General features: G+C 60.4%; 10 protein-coding genes. 5 read left to right on the top strand and 5 right to left on the bottom strand.

Translation table 11 applies throughout. The features are described 5' to 3' along the window. The first annotated feature begins 4 nt into the window (after positions 1 to 4). The 3 genes from FJ492_RS13585 to FJ492_RS13575 are packed head-to-tail and all read left to right on the top strand — an operon-like array spanning position 5 to position 4650. A complete protein-coding gene (locus FJ492_RS13585) occupies positions 5 to 3070 on the top strand; it encodes an OmpA family protein (RefSeq protein WP_140770337.1) in 3066 nt (1021 codons plus the stop codon). Positions 3071 to 3081: 11 nt separating this feature from the next. Beyond that, a complete protein-coding gene (locus tag FJ492_RS13580; protein ID WP_140504490.1) occupies positions 3082 to 3576 on the top strand; it encodes a Rab family GTPase in 495 nt (164 codons plus the stop codon). 3 nt (positions 3577 to 3579) lie between these two features. Further along, a complete protein-coding gene (locus FJ492_RS13575; RefSeq protein ID WP_140748461.1) occupies positions 3580 to 4650 on the top strand; it encodes an adenylate/guanylate cyclase domain-containing protein in 1071 nt (356 codons plus the stop codon). 126 nt (positions 4651 to 4776) lie between these two features. On the opposite strand, the gene FJ492_RS13570 is transcribed toward FJ492_RS13575, so the two are convergent. Together FJ492_RS13570 and FJ492_RS13565 are read right to left on the bottom strand one after the other, a co-directional pair. After that, positions 4777 to 5457, bottom strand: a complete 681-nt coding sequence (locus FJ492_RS13570) for a redoxin domain-containing protein (protein ID WP_140748464.1) — start codon at positions 5455 to 5457, stop codon at positions 4777 to 4779. A 19-nt stretch (positions 5458 to 5476) separates the two neighbouring features. Then, on the bottom strand, positions 5477 to 8776 hold the full coding sequence (locus tag FJ492_RS13565) for an adenylate/guanylate cyclase domain-containing protein (protein WP_181166655.1): 3300 nt from the start codon (positions 8774 to 8776) through the stop codon (positions 5477 to 5479). 237 nt (positions 8777 to 9013) lie between these two features. Between FJ492_RS13565 and FJ492_RS13560 the strand changes: the two genes are divergently transcribed. Then, positions 9014 to 10777 (top strand): adenylate/guanylate cyclase domain-containing protein, encoded by a 1764-nt coding sequence (locus FJ492_RS13560; protein WP_140770335.1) that lies wholly within the window; start codon positions 9014 to 9016, stop codon positions 10775 to 10777. A 22-nt stretch (positions 10778 to 10799) separates the two neighbouring features. Here FJ492_RS13560 and FJ492_RS13555 read toward each other — a convergent pair whose 3' ends face one another. From FJ492_RS13555 to FJ492_RS13545, 3 genes are all read right to left on the bottom strand, one after another. Then, the gene (locus tag FJ492_RS13555; RefSeq protein WP_246676021.1) at positions 10800 to 11993 is read right to left on the bottom strand and encodes a hypothetical protein; all 1194 of its coding nucleotides are present in this window, start codon (positions 11991 to 11993) and stop codon (positions 10800 to 10802) included. A gap of 384 nt (positions 11994 to 12377) precedes the next feature. Continuing rightward, positions 12378 to 12899: a GNAT family N-acetyltransferase gene (locus FJ492_RS13550; RefSeq protein ID WP_140770330.1), complete on the bottom strand. Its 522-nt coding sequence runs from the start codon at positions 12897 to 12899 to the stop codon at positions 12378 to 12380. A 70-nt stretch (positions 12900 to 12969) separates the two neighbouring features. Further along, positions 12970 to 13965 (bottom strand): hypothetical protein, encoded by a 996-nt coding sequence (locus tag FJ492_RS13545; protein WP_246676020.1) that lies wholly within the window; start codon positions 13963 to 13965, stop codon positions 12970 to 12972. Between the two features lie 34 nt (positions 13966 to 13999). On the opposite strand from FJ492_RS13545, the gene FJ492_RS13540 reads away from it, so the two are divergent. Next, complete coding sequence (locus FJ492_RS13540) at positions 14000 to 15415, top strand: adenylate/guanylate cyclase domain-containing protein (protein ID WP_140748476.1); 1416 nt, start codon at positions 14000 to 14002, stop codon at positions 15413 to 15415. Positions 15416 to 15536: the final 121 nt, after the last annotated feature.

The raw sequence follows: 15536 nt of genomic DNA, 5'->3' as shown, positions 1-15536 counted from the left end.
GGATTTGACGTCGACCGTCGACCCAATCAGCCTTCCGCAAAGAACAGCCTCGAACGATACAGAGATTGATCGCGAGGCTCTGGCCCGTCTTTTGATCGAAATTGCCCGGAACGTTGATCCGGACTACCGTGCGCGTCTCGACGGAGTTCCATCCGCCGATCCTCGCATGGAAACGCTGCGCCAGTTGCTGGTCAGCCGCGAAATTTCAGAGCTTTCACGAGTTACGCATCTGCTCGACGAACCGGAGCAGCTTGCCGCAGCAGTGGGCGACGTGCTTCCCAGTGCGGCCGCACGAGCCCCTCATGCGCAACTCGGTGAGGCCCTTGCGCCGGCTGTCGAAAGGGCTGTGCAACGGTCGATCCAGAAGAGCCCGCGCACGCTGACGGATATATTATACCCTGTGTTTCTTCCAGCAATTCGCAAGTCAATCGGGGAAAAGATAGACCAGACGTTTCAGTCGCTGAACGAAACCTTAAGGCATATATTTACCTGGCATGGGCTCAAGTGGAGACTTGAATCTTGGAGAACTGGGGCCAGCTTCTCGGAAGTTGTGCTTAAGCATTCTCTTCTCTATCGTGTTGAACATGTCTTTCTGATTAACCGTACTTCTGGGCTTTTGATAGCGCATGTAGCTGCCGACAATGCGACGAGCGAAGATCCTCAACTGATCTCTTCTATGCTGAGTGCAATCCAAGACTTTGTGAAGGACTCATTCAACGAGAAGGAGCAGAGCGGCCTGGACACTATTCGTTTTGGCGACCTTCGTCTCTGGTCAGAAGTAGGACCGTTCGCGACCCTGGTTTCGGTGATCCGAGGAAACCCCCCAGAAGGACTGCATGACATAGTTCGCGACGTGTTGCTCCGTGTCCATGAGGACTACTCGCAGGCTTTAATGGAGTTTGACGGCGACGGGTCGCAGTTGGCCGGCATAGAGGCGCAGCTGCAGACTTGCGTCGAGCTGAAGCAGGAGGAATCAAACCAGGGATTTCCGTGGCTGGTGGTGGGCCTGGGCCTGCTGCTGTTGGTTCTGGCAGGCGGTTGGTTCTTTCTTTCATGGCAATCCGGGCAGCGCTGGCAGGCTTATGTGTCGCGACTGGAGAGCCAGCCGGGCATCATCGTTGCCGAACAAAAGATACGCAATGGCCAATTCTATATTGCCGGCCTGCGAGACCCGCTTGCCGCTGACCCGCAAGTCCTGCTGTCAGGAACGCAGGTCGATCCCGGCAGGGTCCATTCGCAGTGGCAATTTTATCAGAGCCTCGAACCGGAGTTCGTGTTGAAGCGGCTGACGGCATCGCTGGCTCCGCCGGAGTCAGTACGGCTTGCCATCATCGATGGGCGCATCGTTGCCCAGGGTGAGGCTCCCGACACCTGGATAGATCGGGCGCGCGCAGCGGCCCGACAGCTTTCGGCAGGCGGCCCGGTATTCGATATCTCAAGGGTCCGCGATGTAAGCCCCGAAGCACGCGCGGCAGAGCACTGGCAGGCCTATGTGTCGCGACTGGAGACCCAGCCGGGCATCATCGTTGCCGAACAAAAGATACGCGATGGCCAATTCTATATTGCCGGCCTGAGAGACCCGCTTGCCGCTGACCCGCAAGCCCTGCTGTCGGGAACGCAGGTCGATCCTGCCCGGGTCCATTCGCAGTGGCAATCCTATCAAAGCCTTGGACCGGAGTTCGTGCTGAAGCGGCTGACGGCGTCGCTGGCTCCGCCGGAGTCCGTACGGCTTGCCATCGTCGATGGGCGCATCGTTGCAGAGGGTGAGGCTCCTGACACCTGGATAGATCGGGCGCGCGCAGCCGCCCGACAGCTTTCGGCGGGAGGCCCGGTATTCGATGTCTCAAGGGTCCGCGATGTAAGCCCCGAAGCACGCGCGGCAGAGCACTGGCAGGCCTATGTGTCGCGCCTGGAGAGCCAGCCGGGCATGATCGTTGCCGAACAAAATATACGCGATGGCCAATTCTATATTGCCGGCCTGCGGGACCCGCTTGCCGCCGACCCGCAAGCCCTGCTGTCGGGAACGCAGGTCGATCCCGGCAAGGTCCATTCGCAATGGCAATCCTATCAGAGCCTTGAACCGGAGTTCGTGTTGAAGCGGCTGACGGCGTCGCTGTATCCGCTGAAATCGGTTCGGCTTTCGATCGTCGACAATCGCATTGTGGCCGAGGGTGAGGCTCCCGACACTTGGATAGATCGGGCGCGCGCCGCGGCCCGACAGCTTTCGGTAGGCGGACCGGAATTCGACATCTCCAAGGTTCGTGATGTGAGCCCCGAAGCACGCGAGGCGGAGCACTGGCAGTATTATGTGTCGCGACTTGAGGCCCAATCGGGGATCATCGTCGCCCAGCAGACGGTTAGGGGCGGCCAATTCTACATTTCCGGCCTGAGAGACCCGCTTGCCGCCGACCCGCAAGCCCTGCTGTCCGGAACGCAGGTTGATCCCGCCCGCGTTCATTCACAGTGGCAATTCTTTCAGAGCCTTGATCCAAAGTTCGTGGTGAAGCGGCTGACGGCGTCGCTGTCCCCGCCGAAATCGGTTCAGCTTTCGATCATCCAAGGTCGCATCCTAGTCGTGGGGGAGGCTCCTGCCGGCTGGATCAACCGGGCGCAGGCCGCCGCCGAACAGCTTTCGGCGGACGGAGTGGTTCTGGATGTCTCGCAGCTGCACGAGCTGAACCTTGCGGACCTTAATTATTTGAGAGAGGCCATCCAGACGACCGATATTTTCTTCTCTTCCGGCAAAGTTGTGCCGGGACCTGAGCAGTTGCCGGTTCTCGACAGGTTGGCGAATCAAATAAAGGAATTCGCCCAAGATGCCCGCAAGTCAGGCGTAACAGCACGGTTCATGTTGACCGGGCATTCGGACGCCACTGGCCGTGAGACGGCCAACGCGTCGATCAGTGCAGCCCGCGCCGAGACCGTTCGTGCGCTTCTCAACAAACGCGGCGTCGCTCCGGAACTGCTGCTGGTTCGGGGCGCGGGCACTTTTGAGCCGCTGGTGCCTGAAAACAGTCAAGCCGGGAGCTCCACCAATCGCCGGGTTTCGATTACGGTAAACCTGGACTAGGGGGGCCCAAGATGGTGCAAAAAAAGATCTGCATGCTGGGCGGGTTCGCTGTCGGAAAGACGAGCCTGGTTCGCAGGTTTGTGCAAAGCATCTTTTCAGAAACCTACCTGACCACGGTGGGAGTGAAAATCGACAAGAAGAATGTCGCACTCCCGGATAAAACCGTCGATCTGATTTTGTGGGACTTGGCCGGCGAAGACGACATCGGCTCATTCCGCGTCAGCTATGTTCGAGGTGCAACCGGGCTTGTGCTAGTCGTCGATGGAACCCGCGCTGCGACGCTTGCCGTGGCGCTCACGCTGCGCGAACGGGCCGAGGCCGAATTTGGCCCAATGCCGTTCGTAGTGCTGATCAACAAATCCGACCTGGCCGATCGGTGGGCAATATCGGATAGTGATATCAACGAACTCAGGCAGCGTGGATGGCAAATCTATCTCACGAGTGCGCTGTCGGGTGAGAATGTCGATGATGCGTTTCGTCAACTTGCCTTGATGGTAACCAAGTAGACCATGCGCGGATTGCCCAAAGAAGTTAGCAGTTGGATTTTCAATTTCTTCTACAATGGGAACTCCGTCGCGTATCTGAAAATCGACACTCAGCTTTGCGTGGCTGCGAAGGGCGGTAATGTTGAGCATTACGGGCTCTCATCGCTTCGCATTGGCGAGCCTGTTGCCGAGCAGCTTGAATTCATGGAAGGTTTGCTGCCTTGCCCGGAGCTTCCTTTTCACATTGCCATGGTCGAACTGCCCAGCGGGCGTGTCGCTGACCTTCATTTTTTTGCTGACAGTGCCTGCGTGTGGCTGCTCTTTCTTGACGCGACTGCCGAACGCGACAATAGGCAGCGGCTTCAACAAAAAGCTTATGAAATGACACTCCTGCAAGAGAGGGAGCGTCAACTCAACGAGAAATTACAATCGACGAACGAGGCGTTGAGGAAGAGCCAGGAGGGATTGGCGCGTGAATACCAGCGCGCCGAAACCCTGCTCCTCAACATTCTTCCGGCGTCGATCGCGGAGCGGTTAAAAGCGCACAAAAAAATTGCTGACAACCACGCAGAAGTGAGTGTGCTTTTTGCCGACATAGTCGGTTTTACAGAACGAGCGCGGAGCGTCGGAGCCGTGACGACGCTCGCTATTTTAAATTACTTCTTCAAGGCGGCGGATCGTCTCTCGGAACGATACGGCTGCGAAAAGATCAAAACAATCGGCGATTGTGTGATGGTAGTCGCTGGCCTGCCCACCGCGCGAGCCGATCATGCGAAGGCACTCGCGCGCTATGCACTTGAGCTGCGTAAGGCGGTCAAGCGCGAACGCTTCGCAGGAGAACCGCTGAGACTCAGAATTGGAATTCACTCAGGGCCAATCGTCGCCGGCGTCATAGGCAAGAGGCGGTTCGCCTATGACCTGTGGGGCGAGACGGTTAATCTTGCCTCGCGTATTCAAACCTCCGCGGAGCCCGATGAAATCCGCATTTCGGATGCAACTCGCCAAATGCTTGGACCAAATTTTGCTTGCGACCCACTCGAGGAAACGGAATTGCGTGGTACAGGTCGTGTGCGAATGTGGCGGCTCCCGGCCTGATTGCCGCGCAGCAGTACCGATCCTGGGCCCATGCATCTCAGGCCCCAAGCTGTAACGCGAAGTTTTGACCGATTGTGGCCTTCATTGTCCGCATTGCAAATGGCAGCAATCCAGTCTTCCGACAACTTATTGGACGACTTGGGACACGGCTGACATCAGCTCTTGCGGGTTTGGCGCCCCAAACATGTATCGTCCACCTTCTGGCACCTCCGTGAAGCTCCAGCGGACGATCCCTTGCCGGTCCAGTAGGAACTGACCGATCAGTTGTCCGTGTCCCGTCGCCATCATCTGCTCGTCGGCTTCGGTCACTTCGTAATTGTCCTTCTTGTCGAGGAATTCGCTGGCCGCAAAAGGATCCATGGGACCGGGCAACTCGCCTGGCATGTCGACCCGCATATCCTTTGCCGCTGCGATCGAGACCTTGTACGGCCAGTTCGTCTCGTTTTGGGTGAATTCGAGATTGGGCAGCCCAAAAGCACGATGTGAAGCGCGTTCAGGATCTGAGGCCGCAAGCAGAGTCGGCATCGGGTGGTAGCGGAAATAAAGACGCGCCCGTTCGATCGGTGTGTTGACCACCGTCAGGCTCTCCACGCCCTTTTCGCGCAGCTCCGGATCAAGCCGCGCCTGAGCGGCGATATGGCGCCGGCAAAACGCACAATGCAGACCTCGAAACAGACCAACCAGCACCGGTTTTTGTCCGCGAAAGTCGTCAAGCGCGATCTTGCCATCCTGGGTAATGGCGTCGAGGACCAAGTTCGGCGCACGGTCGCCCGGTTGAAGCGGTACCAAGTCACTACGCGCGGACATTTCCAACCTCCAACCCCGGCTAATCGAGAAAGGGCAGCACCACAAGCGTTTCCGGGTCGAGCCCGTGCTGGGCGCATATACCCTGCGCCAAGGAAAAGTAGCGTTCGGCCTCGGCAAGATTGTCGAAGTCGAGATTAAGCGTTGCCAGACCATCATAGCACGGAAACAGCAGTTGGGGCTCGCCCGTTTCGCGCGCTACCTCCAGTGCTTCGTGGAACAAGCCAAGGGCCAGTTCCGGACGGCCGTTGCATTGGTGGATTTGCCCAAGCACAATCAATGGCACCGGCAGGTGCTCTCGCTGGTCGAGTGCGCGGTCGATCTCGATGGCTTTCTCGGCAGCAGGCACGCCCTCTGTTGGACAGCGATCCGTGAAAGTACAACAAGCGACCGCCAGATTGGCGAGAAGGCGCGCCTGGAAGCCCAAATCCCCAATATGGCGCGCGACGTCAAGACCGCGTCGACAGACCTCCATCGCCTGTGCGGGATCGATGGTCGTGTAAAGCACGCCTAGATTGGTGTAGCCGCGACAGGCCGCGCCCAGCAGACCGGCGGCTTCGGCCAATTCAATGCTATGCTCGACCTGACGCACGGCTTCACGGTTTCGCCCAAGGCGAGCCAGTGCGACAGCCTTGGTATTGAGTGCCTCGGCGGTCACGAGAGTGGCATCACGCCCCACCTCGGAGACATGCTCCGTAGTCCGCGTGCGTACGCAATCCAACGCCGCGTCTGCCCATTTTGCCGCGAGAGCGTGATCTCCGCTACGGAACGCCTGTCGGCCACGTTCTTGCCAGAGATGCGCCTGCTCGACCGGAGCATCCGCTCCATCGAGGAGCGCTGCCGCTTCAGCGTAGCGGAATTCTGCTTTGTCCCGCTTGCCGACGTCCCAGAGCAGCCGACCGATTTTACGCAAAACGCGCGCAGAGGCTACGCGATCAGCCGACTCACGGTATGCCTGCAAGGCCGCCTCGTAGTGGTGGTGCGCGATCTCGCGGCGGCCCGCCGAGCCGCTCAAATCGGCAATGCGCTCGGCAATTGTCAGTTTGAGCGGTGTTTGCCCGGTCGCCTCCAACGCAGTCAGTGCTCGCTCGTAGAAACGAAGGGCGTCGTCGTTGGCGTATATCATGCGGGCGCGATCGCCGGCCGCCTGCAGGTAACGCGCGCCCTTCTCCCGCTCGGCGCTTTGTGCGAACTGGTGACCGAGCACGGTCAAGTCCTCGAGCCGTTCCGGATTATCGCCGCACAGTTGCTCCAAGGCAGCACCTATCCGCCCGTGGATTTCGGTCCGGCGTTGCCGGAGCAGATTCTGGTAGATCACGTCCTGCAGCAAGGTTTGCGTAAAGCGGTAGCTTTGCGACGAGACGGAGCCTGATCCGGCAACTTCCTCGATGATTTCCGCATCGCAAAGCAGTTCGCAGCCTGCTTCTAGCCGGGCGGGGTCGGCTGTCACGGTCTTCAGAAGGGTGGCATCGAAGCGCGCGCCGATTACCGCGGCTTCCTGGGCCAACCGACGCACCTCTTGTGGCAGCCGGTCGACGCGAGCAAGCAACATTGCCTGGATAGTGGCGGGAATGTCGGTTGCGACTTCGCCTGCTACGGTCCGCCATCGCTGCCCCTCGCGCACCAGTACACCGCGATCAACAAGGCCGCGAACAATCTCCTCTACAAAAAGAGGGTTGCCACCCGCTCGGTCGAGGATTTGATCGACGAGCCCTGCTGCGGAGCTTACCCAGCTCTCGCCGAAAAGCGCCGCCAGCAGGCTGCGTCCTTCATCGCTGTTGAGCGGCGAAAGCCTCAGCGCCGTGTGACTGACCCGACTTGAGTCGAGCTGGCCGCTCTCCGGTGCCGAGCGATGCGTGACCAGCACCATTAACCGCGTGCGTTCCAACCTGTCCATCACGAAACGTAGTGCCTCGAGCGAAACGGCGTCGGCCCAGTGCAGGTCTTCGACGACAATTAACAGCGGCGACAACGCAAGCCGTCGTTCGATGATGGTGCGGACCGCGTAGAAAATTTGCCGCCGTAGCTGCTCGGGTTCGACATGCTGCAAGGTGGCATCCGGGTCGCCAAGCCCAACCACATGGTAGAGCAAAGGCATCAGCCGCTTCGCCTCCTCGCCCTGCAGGCCGAGATCGGCAAGCAAGCCTGAGAGCTTCCCCCGCATATCGTCCCCATCGTCGTTTTGCATCATCGCGGCAGCACTGCGCACCACTGCGCCCAAGGCGCCAAATGATTGTTCGCCCAGTGGTGAGCACGTGGTCTGTCGCACGGCGACGTTGCGAAAACGGTCCTCGTCGCCGACACGGGCGACGAACTCCTTCACCAGCCGCGATTTCCCGATACCGGCTTCTCCGACGAGGCGGACAAGTTGGGCCGTGCCGCCGCACGCCTGGTCAAGGCTCGCCAGCATTCTGTTGAGCTCCGCAGCACGACCTATCATCGGCGCGCTGAGGCCGAGCGCCTCGAGCCCACGCGCTGCACGCGGCACCGCAAGCGGTGCATCCAATCGATGGACGAGCACACTGCCAGCCTTGCCGCGAAGCACGACATCACCCATCGACTCGTAAGAGAAGGCATGCCGGGTCAGCCTGTGAGTGAGTTCGCCTACCAGCACTTCACCCGGTGCGGCCAGCGATTGCAGGCGTTGTGCTGTATTCACCGTGTCGCCGGTCACGGAATAGGATTTGGCGGTGCCGATGCCTAATCGTCCAGTAACGACGGGGCCAGTGTTTATGCCAATATGAAGTAATAGAGGCGAGCCGGAGTGGGGGGTGCTTTCGCCGAGCCGCGCCGTCCGGGCGATCATGTCGAGAGCGGCGCGAAGCGCACGTTCCGGATCGTCCTCATGCGCGACCGGCGCACCGAACAAAGCGAGCAGTGCATCGCCGATGAATTTGTCGACGAACCCACCAAAATTTCGCACCGCCGCCGTCAATTCCTTGAACAGCTCGTTCTGCAGCGTTTGCATGACCTCGGGGTCGAGCTGCTCGCTGAGTGTCGTGAAGCCGCAAAGGTCGGCAAAGAGGACGGTTACCGTCCGGCGATCGGCGTCAGAGATGGGCTGCAGCCCTTCGTCGTTATCAATGTTCGCAAGCAGCGACGGAGTTCGAGAGGGCGGCACAATGGTTCGGCTTGGTGTCGGAGCAAGCCGTTCGACGGCTTTTGCGGGCGCACCGACGCTTGCCCCACATTTCGGACAGAACCCGAAATCAGATGCGCAGGGATAACCGCAACTGGCGCATGGCACGGGCTGGCGCTTGCCACACCTCGGACAGAAAGCGTAACCGCCCTCAACCTCGAAACCGCAGCCTGCGCAGTCCATCGAGCCAGACCTCACTAGGGGCCGTGACGGCGTGTTCTCCCTACGCATTTCCCGGCCGGTGTATTCACAAGCATGAACCCATAGCCGTCGATGGGCAAGCGGCAGCGCAAATGGGCATCGGCGATCGGGTGGGGCCTGTGACAGCGCGCAGCCAATTCGGTTCTGCGTGGCTGTCGATTGCGAAAGTTCCCTCTTGGTTCGGTCTTCCTGCTATCGTGAAGATAAGGAGACGGACCCTTGAGCGAGAATCGTAAGCTAGCCGCAATTCTAGCTGCGGATGTGGTCGGATATAGCCGGCTCGCGAGCGCGGACGAAGATCGTACATTGGCGAGGTTGCGGGCACTGCGCAGCGACCTGATCGATCCGATCATTGCAGTGCACCACGGCCGGGTGATCAAGCGCACTGGCGATGGGGCGCTGGTTGAGTTCCGCAGTGTGGTGGATGCCGTGCGCTGCGCCATAGAGGTTCAGAATGGTATGGTTGAGCGCAATGCAGGCGTGCCGCAAGACCGCCGTATCGAGTTCAGAATCGGCATCCATCTGGGAGATGTGGTCGAAGAAAGCGACGGCGACCTGATGGGCGACGGCGTCAACATCGCTTCGCGTTTGGAGGGACTCGCGGCGGCCGGCGCCATCTGCCTGTCCGAGGATGCCTATCGCCAGGTCAAGGCCAGGCTCGACCTCTCCGTCAGCGATCTCGGCAGCACACAGCTCAAGAACATCGCCGAGCCGATCCGGGTCTATTCGCTACAAGTTGGCAGCGCCGGGACCGCGATCCCGGAAAGCGCAACTAGCCGGCCGGCTACGGCAGTGCCGCCGAAGCTGTCGATCGCCGTGCTGCCGTTCGCCAACATGAGCGGTGACGCCGAACAGGACTACTTCGCCGACGGCATCTCCGAGGATATCATCACGGCCCTGTCCAAACTGTCGCAGCTCTTCGTCATCGCACGCAATTCGTCGTTCACCTTCAAGGGCCAGAACGTCCGTGTGCAGGAGGTGGGCACGAAACTCGGCGTGCGGTATGTTCTTGAGGGTAGCGTACGCAAGTCGGGGAACCGGGTGCGCATCACCGCGCAGCTCATCGACGCAACCTCGGGCGGCCATCTTTGGGCGGAGCGGTTCGATCGCGACCTGACCGACATATTTGCCGTGCAGGACGACGTGACGCAACAGATCGTCGGCGCGCTGTCGCTTAATCTGACCGCGGGTGATCGGCAGCGGCTGGCGCCCGAGTACCCGCGCAATACGGAGGCGTATGACTATTTCCTGCGGGGCAGGGAGCTGTGGCACCGGCTGACGAGGGAGACGAACGTCGCGGCTCGCAACCTCTTGCAACGTGCCATCGAACTGGACCCGAAATTTGCCTCTGCCCATGCATTCCTGGCCCTTACCCACGGCATCGATTACCTGAACCGGTGGGGTGCGTCGCCCCCCGAATCGATGGCGCAAGCGGAAGAGGCCGCAACGCGGGCGGTAATGCTGGACGGCAGCGATCCCTGGGCGCACTGGGCGCTTGCTATTGTCATGCTGTACACACGGCGACACGATGGGGCCATCGACGAGGCCGAGCGCGCGCTAGTCCTCAACCCGAACTTCGCCGAAGCGCACGTTGCCCTCGGCGAGGCGTTGTACTATTCGGGCAGATCCGAAGACGCCCTCGAGAGTTTTGCCCGGGGGAAAATCTTGAATCCATATTTCCCGGATGTGCTTCTCCACTTTCAGGCTTTGGCTTTGTTTCAACTTGGAAGGTACGAAGAGGCCGCTGACCTCTTGATGCAGCGGCTGGCTCGCAACGCTGTCACCGACGTCTCGCGGGCGCTTCTGGCCGCCAGCTACGGCCATCTGGGCCGTTTCGCCGAGGCCCAGGCGGCATGGCAGGAGGTGCTTCGCGTCAATCCCGACTATTCGCTGGAATACCGTCGCAAAGTCCTGCCCTACAAGAACCCTGCCGATTTCGAACTCATGGTGGAGGGGCTCCGCAAGGCCGGTATAGAGCAATGACAGGTGAGGCCATGCGGCCGGATCAGACGCTGTAGGCTTGACCGATCTTGCGCCATCGCGCATTTTCGCGAATCAGTTTCAGGTTATCGGTGGCCTCGGCAAATGTCCGCGAACGGTATTGCCGGAGCAGGTCCGCGAAGAGCGCCCCTTCCGGTAGGCGGGCAAGCTGCTCGCGGACTGAAATCTTTTCATCGATGACCCGGGTGCCCCAAGCATTTTCCCTTACCTGCAGCTCCGCAACCAGATCACGCTCTTCCGGTGTGGTTTCGTCCAACGCAGCTAGGAGGATCGAGTGGAAAAGCGCTACATAGCCAATCTGTCTCAGGCCGCCGACAACCCGGACCCGCGGCAAGATGGCGAGAACGAGGAACGTCAGGAACAAGTTCGGCAGCAGCACGCCGTCAAGCAGCGCCTGCTTGAGATGTGGCCGCTCGAACGGGATGGACAGACCATGCGGCTTGTCAAGCTCGATCAGGTTCCCGTTCTCAAGAACGAGCTTGCGCACGCGCTCCTCGCGGATGCCCCAGAAATAGTCCGTGGCATTGGGCAGGAACCTGCCGAATGGGCCCGATGCGGCCTCTTGCAAGGCATGTTCGAGACGCCGGCGTCTTGCGGGTTCGATGAGCAGCCTGGAAATAAGACTGCCGTCATATTGTAGATGCCGCGCCATGGCAGCCGCGGCGAGCCGATCATCGATGAAAACCGGTAGGGCCATGCCGGAGCGATCCCAATTGGCGACCAGATCCTCGTTGAGCGCTGTCATGGCATCGGCGGCGGTTCCAAAGACCTTATCCTGGCGGGCAAGCAGTGTACCTAGCCAGCGGCTGGCATCCGTTTCATCGCCCACCGCTTCGAGCGCGCGCTTGTTGAGGGTGACTGGACCGGCCGCGCAGGCGCTTTTGCGGCACAACTTGTGGCGCCCCATGCCAAACAGGTTGACCTTGTCGTCGCCGACATCGAGCCATCCGGGCCCCTCCCGGCCAATTGTCTCCATGGTCATCGTCGTTCCCATGAAGCCGACGAAGGCTGACAGCTCGTTTTCGACCGCGCCGAGCCAGGCGAACAGGAGGGCATCGAAGGTGATCCGGTCCATCAGAAGCAGGCAGTGCAGACCGGACTGGATCACCGGTTTGTACTCGAACTCGTCGAGGGCCTTGCCGATCTCCTCGGGCTGCATAATTGCACCGAGGCGCTGATGCAGGACTTCGCGCAGCATCGAGCGGGCAGCGATCGCCGGGCCCGACACAGGCTTTGCGACCGGCCGCCACAGATGGCGGGCGTAGTCGGAAACCGAAGCATTCCAGTTCTGCTCGATGTCACGCACGACTTCCGGGCAGAGCAGCGACAGTACAGCCAGAATTTCCGCCGGAGGCGCAGGGGTTGGATCAAAGACGTCGGTCATCGGTCCCGTCTAGCCGCTTGCGGGGCAAACGCCAAGTGAGAGCGGATCCGGCACGAATTGTCTACGTCAACGCCATAAACTGGGTTGTGGGGGACGATGCAATGAGCCTCAGATTGCGTGTTGTCGCTGTCCCGGCGCTCCGAGGATACCTGCTGTCGACCGCGCTCGTGTCGCCAGCAGCGTTGATAAAAGCGGATCTCAGAACCGCAGCCGGGCCATACTCAGGAGGTCGCGGTACTGGCCGTCGGTAAAACCGGCCTTCACATGCCGGCCTTCGACCTCGAAGCCGTGGCTGGTGTAGAGGTGGATGGCCGGTTCGTTGTCGACATAGACGCTCAATTCGACCCGCTTCAGGGCGCGCCAGTTGTCGGCCACGTCAAGCAGCGCGCCAAGGATGGCAGAGCCGATACCTTTGCCAACAAAGCCATCGTCCAGGCCGATATTGATTTCGCCGATATGTGAACGGCGCGGCGAGCTTTGTACGACCAGGCTGCCATGGCCGACGACCTTGCCGTCCAATTCGGCGACGATCCAGGTGGTTTCCTGGCCGGACTTGGCGATGCGCCGCTCAACCTGGTCCACCGTCTCGAAGGGCATCCTGAACGTGCCCCAGCGGAAGCCCGGCATGTTGAAGATCGCGCAAAGCGCCTCCGCATCGCTTGCCCGGACGGCCCGGAGCTGCGGCTGGATCTTCTCGGATGGCGAGGTCGTGCTGGTCATGGCTTCCTGGCGAAATGTATCGGCCCCGCACGATGCACCGGACGTCACCTGAAAATCCAGCCGTCTCCGCCTATGCTGTCGAATGCGAACCAAAATACCGGGAGGCGGTGTAGAGTTTGAAGGCGCCGCTGATGCCGATCCAGCCGAAAAGGGCGAGCCAGCCCAATGTAGCGGCCGCCGTCCAGTCGATCCGGTGCACCGCGGCGTTGGTGATAACGAGGCCAAGAATGGAAAGCAGGCCGACCAGAAATTGCGCCAGGCCTAGCACCAGCAATTCTTCGCGCGGCGCACTTTTCCAGACGAGATAGGTGCCGCCAGCGCCGGCGAGGAAGATGGCGCTGTAGACCTGGGCGTGGAAGGGATCGACCGGCCATGGCCAGGTGCTGCTGACCATCAGGGGAAACAGCAACATGCCGAAGCCATAGACCCCAAGGATCGCCGTTTCCGCCAACATGTAGCTGCGCCATGCGGGGCTTAGGGTCACGCCTTTTGCTGACGGACGGGCCCTTGCCCGCCACAGGAACAACCCGGATACCGCGACCGAACCAAGATAGACCAGAAACCAGAGCCAGGTCGCTTTGCGCCCAAAGTTGAAATAGCCGAGATTGATCAACGAAACCGCCGACACGATTGCGGTGAAGATGAGAGCCATGACCAGCACGAGCCTGCCCGGCGACCAGCGATTCCAGACCAAGAGCGCCGCCATCACTGCCATTTCGGCGGTGTAGAAGCCGCCGAGAAAGCGGGCACTGAATGGCGTGACGGGCCAAGGCCAGCGCGGCTTGACCAGCGCAGGCGCGAAAAACAGGCCGGCGCCGACGATCAGGACGATAATGACCCCTGCCGAGAAAAGCCGCAACGCCGCGGGAAATGGCGGGTTGTCGGGTGTCGGCACGGGAGAAAGCCCCAAAGATGAATGCGCCATGCACCCATCATAGTGTCGCTTGCGGCCGGTGAAAATCCGCCGCATGCAAATTGAGCTGTCATCAGATCTATCCATTCGAATGGCCGTTTGATTCCTTTCGGCGTAAGATGGGGTGCGCGGACCGAAGCCCGGTCCGGCCAATACGCCTCGGGGCGCATTTTCCGGAGCCTGCACGATGACCGAAGCTCAGGATCTGTTCTCACTTCTGCGGCAATCGACCGATCTCGATCCGCAGGCAATCGATGCGATCCGGCGAACCATCGCCGAGGGCAAGGACCGCGAGCTTTGCCGCATCAATGCGCTAGCCTTCGCCAGCAAGAATGGCATCGACGAGGAACGCACCATCAGCGCCTTTCTGCATGCGGCGCGGGTGGGCATCTTCGACATTTCCTGGAATGTTCTGTGCCCCGGCTGCGGCGGCGTGCTCGACACCAACGCCACGCTGAAAACCATGCAGAAGGACGAATACACCTGCGCGCTGTGCTCCGACGGCTATTCGCCAACCCTCGACGAGATGGTCGAGGTGACATTCACCGTCAGTCCACGCATACGCAAGATTGCCGCCCACACTCCACACGAACTGCCGTTGGTGGAATATTTCCGCCAGATCTACTTGGCGTCCGGCGCCGATCTGCCGGAAGAGGATTTGGCGGAGAAGATGGAAGCGTTCTCCCTGGAGGATATCGAGCTTGCGCCCGGTGAAAAGGCGGTTCTGCCCATACAGCTTCCGCCTGAATTCGTCATCGTGTTCGAGCCGGTCACGCATTCAGCGCAGTTCATCGATGCTAAGGGCGAACCAACAAAGGAGCGCCGAAGCCTCTCCTTGGTTTTCGACCGCGACCATGTCCAGAACCAGACGTTGGAGATGCAACCAGGCCCTTTGCGCATTTCCCTGGAAAACAGGACCGACACCCGCGTGCTGCCGACGGTCTTCATCGCCGGCCACGCATTGCATGATTTCCTGGGCAAGCGCCGGCCCTTCCTGACCGCCAAGCGCTTGCTCACCAACCAGACGTTTCGCGATCTCTATCGCACGGACACGCTCGATATCAACCAGCGGCTGAAGATCACCAGTCTGACCTTCCTGTTCACCGACCTGCGCGGATCGACCGAGCTTTACGAGCGGGTGGGCGATCTGTCAGCCTTCGATCTGGTGCGCGAGCATTTCCAGGTGCTGCACGAGATCGTCGCGGCCGAGGCGGGCGCGGTGGTGAAGACGATCGGTGATGCGGTGATGGCGACCTTCGCGACACCTGATCGTGCGGTGGCCGCGGCCCTCAGGATGCGCGATGCCATGCGTGGGCTCAATGGAAAAAGCGGCCGCGAGGACCTGCTGCTCAAGATCGGAGTCCATGCCGGCCCTTGCATCGCCGTGTCCATGAACGAGCGGCAGGACTATTTTGGCCAGACGGTCAACATTGCTTCACGGGTCCAGAACCTGGCCAACGCACAGGCGATCTTCGCCACCCGCGCGGTGGTCGACGACAATCTCACCGCCGATCTGTTGCGCAGGAACGCGCTGACGCCCGTGCCTCACGAAGTCTCGCTGCGCGGCATTGAGCGGGAGATCGCGGTATATACAATCCCCTGAGGAATTTCAGAGCAATTCCTGGACAAGCGTGAAATGGTTTCCCGCGAGAATGGCTACGATTTCGCTTGGCGATCGCGTTAAACAAGGAGCTGGAGCAGCGTTTCCGTGAGGCGCTCTCGGC

It is taken from the genome of Mesorhizobium sp. B2-5-4 (genome assembly GCF_006441095.1).
GTDB classification, from domain to species: Bacteria; Pseudomonadota; Alphaproteobacteria; order Rhizobiales; family Rhizobiaceae; genus Mesorhizobium; species Mesorhizobium salmacidum.
This window is presented reverse-complemented; position numbering and strand designations above follow the sequence as displayed.